Annotated in this window: 5 protein-coding genes and 1 tRNA gene; 4 read left to right on the top strand and 2 right to left on the bottom strand. The window is 46.3% G+C overall.

Annotated features, from left to right (window positions below):
- Positions 1-13: 13 nt before the first annotated feature.
- Positions 14-86: transfer RNA gene (locus DW931_RS15680), tRNA-Gly, on the top strand.
- Positions 87-252: 166 nt separating this feature from the next.
- Positions 253-873 carry a flavodoxin family protein gene (locus tag DW931_RS15675; protein ID WP_118469527.1) on the top strand — a complete coding sequence of 207 codons (621 nt, stop codon included), beginning with the start codon at positions 253-255 and terminating at the stop codon, positions 871-873.
- Positions 874-1,020: 147 nt separating this feature from the next.
- On the opposite strand, the gene DW931_RS16530 is transcribed toward DW931_RS15675, so the two are convergent.
- Entirely contained in the window at positions 1,021-1,212 is a 192-nt protein-coding gene (locus DW931_RS16530; protein ID WP_338126584.1) for a Uma2 family endonuclease, read from the bottom strand.
- Positions 1,213-1,396: 184 nt separating this feature from the next.
- Positions 1,397-2,344: a LysR family transcriptional regulator gene (locus DW931_RS15665; protein ID WP_182426690.1), complete on the bottom strand. Its 948-nt coding sequence runs from the start codon at positions 2,342-2,344 to the stop codon at positions 1,397-1,399.
- Positions 2,345-2,614: 270 nt separating this feature from the next.
- Here DW931_RS15665 and DW931_RS15660 point away from each other — a divergent pair, with 270 nt between their 5' ends.
- Both DW931_RS15660 and DW931_RS15655 read left to right on the top strand, forming a co-directional pair.
- Positions 2,615-3,190 (top strand): chromate transporter, encoded by a 576-nt coding sequence (locus tag DW931_RS15660; protein ID WP_118482603.1) that lies wholly within the window; start codon positions 2,615-2,617, stop codon positions 3,188-3,190.
- A 15-nt stretch (positions 3,191-3,205) separates the two neighbouring features.
- Positions 3,206-3,763: a chromate transporter gene (locus DW931_RS15655; RefSeq protein WP_118469524.1), complete on the top strand. Its 558-nt coding sequence runs from the start codon at positions 3,206-3,208 to the stop codon at positions 3,761-3,763.
- Positions 3,764-4,124 lie beyond the last annotated feature (361 nt).

Raw genomic sequence — 4,124 nt, 5'->3', positions numbered from 1 at the left:
TTCTTACAAATATGCGCGAGTGGCTCAGTTGGTGGAGCGCGACCTTGCCAAGGTCGAGGTCGCGGGTTCGAGTCCCGTCTCGCGCTCTTTTTTATTATTGCGGAAGCTTTGATTCATCAGGGTTTCCGCTTTTTTGCATTTTCATTTTTATGTAGACAGTTGTAGACACCTGAAGACAATATATACGCTTACAGACTGTTTAAAAGCAATTTGTTGGAATAAATGTATCGTAGAATAAAAGGAGGAAACCAAATGAGCAAAGTATTAATTCTAAACGGAAGTCCACGTGTGAACGGCAACACATCCATTGCCATCCGGGAAATGGAGAATGTATTTCGAAATAGTGGGGTAGAGGTAACAACCATACAGATTGGAAATAAAGATATCCGGGGCTGTATTGCCTGTAACCAGTGCAGCGAAATTGGAAAATGTGTGTTTGATGATATCGTAAATGAGCTGGCACCTCTCTTTGAGGCGGCGGATGGTCTGGTGATTGCCAGTCCGGTCTACTATGCATCGGCTAATGCGACGCTGATTGCCTGTCTTGACCGCTTGTTTTACAGCACGTCCTTTGATAAGAGCATGAAGGTGGGTGCCAGTGTAGTCTGTGCACGCAGAGGCGGCTGCTCAGCGACTTTTGATGAATTGAACAAATTTTTTACCATCAGCAATATGCCGATCGCATCCAGCAGATACTGGAACAGTATTCACGGCTGTGAGAAAGGGGAGGCAGAGATGGATGAGGAAGGCAAGCAGACGATGCGGATGCTTGCAAAGAATATGACATTTCTTATGAAGTCCATCGAGCTTGGCAAGAAAGAATATGGTCTTCCGGAACAGGAGGAGCGGACGGCGACGAATTTTATTCGGTAAGTTTAAGGGAATCAGAGCATTTTTGATAATGTAGTCCATGCGCCGGCTGGATGGAGATACGATTTCGAAAATGAGATCGGGAGCGCCGGAACAGCCGCGGTCGGTCAATTTATTCGGCTCACAGATAAGAGAGATATCAGGCTCAACCTAATCTTTATCATCCGAATCCAGATTGACGGCGAAAGGAGGCGGATAAACGCGGCATTTTCCGCCGTTGGACTCGATATAATTTCTAAGAAGGCGGGAAATCTGGTAGGAAATTTCCTGATGAATCCGGCTCGGATGTGCCATATTATAAAATTGCCCGTCGATCAGCTCTGCACGCTGCCCGTCGGGCAAATTCCAGTAATCTTTTAAATATAGGTATACCTATAGCTAAAAGTATATTACAGGAAGAAATTATTTTCAATCATCCGTACGTATTCGCAACCAATCCCAGATAACCTCAGCGTCGTATCCGGTCATATGGATAATGATGACCTGATGATCGCGAACCGTCTCATACGGAAGTTTACTGGAACCGTCATGCATCCATCACAGGAAAAGGCTGTGTATGAGGGGAGATTCCCGGGGGATTTTGAGCGGAAATATGGTTGGATGGCAAAAGTTCACGCGCCATTTGGATAAAATCCTGCATGACAGGAGACAGAAACTTGCTCTGATGCCACGCCAGATGAACGGTATTTTGAAAAGAAAAATCCGAAAAATAGATCCGGGAAATGGTACTGAGTCTCAGCTCAGCTTCGAGCATAGCGCTTGGCAGAATTGTGACGCCAAGCCCCAGGCGGACGGCTTCGAGAATGGCCTCTTGTGAGGTACTTTCCCAGGCAGGGGTGACCTCACAGCCGGTCTGGCGGATGGCATTTTGAAATACTTCATAGGAGGTGCTGCCGACTTCGCGGAAGAGTAGCGGTTGTTTCATAAATGTATTGATGGAAACGGTTTTCCCTGCCATCGGGTGTCCCGGCGCGCAGATGGCGGTGTAGTGTTCCTGAAACAGGGGAGTCAGGGCAATCTGTTCGGAGTGGATGGTTCCGCCGACGATTGCAAGATCTAGCGCCCCATTTAAGAGCATGGCTTCGGTCTGTGCGGTCGTCTGTATATGGACCTGCGTGTGCACCTGGGGATATGTCTCTTGAAATAGCTGCATGAAACGTGGCAGATAGGAAATCCCCACGTTGGTGCTGGCACCGATGCGAAGAACTCCGCTGATTCCGGAATTGGAAAATGCCAGTTCCATTTCATCGTACATCTGGATAAAATGGCGTGCATAGTCGAGAAAACGCCGCCCTTCGCCGGTAATTCGCAGACGCTGGTTGATCCGGTCGAAAAATAATGTTCCGTAGTGTTCTTCGAGCTCCCGGACGGCGGTGCTGACGGTTGGCTGCGTCAGGTAGAGATTGCGTGCCGCCTGTGTAATGCTTCCGGCGGATGCTACTTCGATAAAAATTCGGAAATGCCGCAGTGTCATGAAAACTCCTTTCCTGAATGTTTCATAAGGAGTGGGAAACATTCGTATCTGTGTGTTTGTCCTGCTTTTTGCCTGCCGTCAGAAAGGTTATTTTTGACGGCGCTGCTTTTATAGACGATCATAGATGTTTTGATAAGAACTATATATAAATTATAGTAATTTTAAAATGAATTGGCAAGTGTTATAATGGGCACAGAAAAAGGAATGTTGTTTTGCATGAAGGAGAACTGGGAGAGACAAAAGATAAAATAGAAAAAGGGGGAATGGCAGATGAAACAGAAGCATCAACTGCTGGTTTTATTTTTAAAAACACTTTATATCAGCGCATTTACATTCGGGGGCGGTTTTGTCATTGTGACATTTATGAAGAAGTGTTTCGTGGATGAGCTTCACTGGATTGATGAACAGGAAATGCTTGATTTTACCGCACTGGCACAGTCCTGTCCGGGTGCGATTGCGGTAAATGGGGCAATTTTGGTTGGCTGGAAAGTATATGGGTTTGCCGGAATGGTGGTGGCAGTCATCGGAACGATTCTTCCGCCGATGGCGATTCTGGCGGTTTTATCCGTCTGTTACGCCGCGTTTGCGTCGAACGTCTGGGTGGCAGCAGCACTAGAGGGAATGCGAGTCGGCGTGGCGGCTGTGATTCTGGATGTTTCCTGTGGGCTGGGAGTGAATGTTCTGAAGGGAAAAAAGCTGTATTCAATTGCAATCATGGTAATTGCGTTCCTGGCTGATTTTGTGCTGGATGTGAATGTAATCTATATCATTGCGGCGGGTATTCTGGCGGGAACGATTCGATTTATCTGGATGAGAAAACGTGAGCAGACGACCGGTGCGGTATAGAGGGGGAGAATAGATATGATCTATATACAATTATTTTTGAGCTTTCTGCAGATAGGGCTTTTCAGCGTGGGCGGCGGCTACGCGGCGATTCCACTGGTACAGAGCCTGATTGTGGAACGACAGGGATGGATCACGATGACGGAGTTTACGAATCTTATCACGATCGCGGAAATGACGCCGGGACCGATTGCGGTCAATTCAGCAACCTTTGTCGGAATTCGGATAGCGGGACTTCCGGGGGCGGTTGCGGCAACCTGGGGATGTATTTTCCCATCTTGTATCATTGTATCGGTATTGGCATACATATATCGGCGTTACCGTGGCGGCTCTGCGATGGGAAGTATTTTAGGCAGTCTTCGCCCAGCGGTAGTGGCGCTGATCGCAGGTGCCGGACTTTCGATGCTACTGGCAGCAGTTCTTCCAGAGATAAATGGGGAGAGGATGATCCAGTGGGGCAGTCTGGTTCTTTTTTCGGCAGCTTTTATAGCGCTCCGCAAATGGAAACTGAACCCAATTCTTGTGATGTGGGTCTGCGGCGGCGTCAGCCTGGCAGTTAAATTGATTGAGAGGTAGTATAGGAATAGGTAATAGATATAAATGAGAGTGTAGATGGAGATTGAAAGCGGTATTTATGAATGGATGGAAATGGCATCGGATTCTTTTGATTCGATGCCATTTCTGGGATTAGGGGAAATAGATGCATAGACTTCAAATGGTTAGAATATTCTAAAAAATCACAACAAAATAAAAAGAATAACAAATATAGAAAAAACGTTGACAATCCTTGGAAACTCTGGTATCATAACATACGTCCTTGAGACAAGGGCGAATCAATCGAAGAAATAAGAGCGGAAACGCAAATGGGTTTCTGAGAAAGATTAAAAATAAAATAAAAAAGTTGTTGACAAAGTCAATTGCTTATGATAATATAAAT

The organism is Clostridium sp. AM43-3BH, assembly GCF_003479985.1.
Taxonomy (GTDB): domain Bacteria; phylum Bacillota; class Clostridia; order Lachnospirales; family Lachnospiraceae; genus Otoolea; species Otoolea fessa.
Note: the sequence above shows the minus strand (reverse complement) of the source record. Positions and strands in the feature narration are given on the sequence as shown.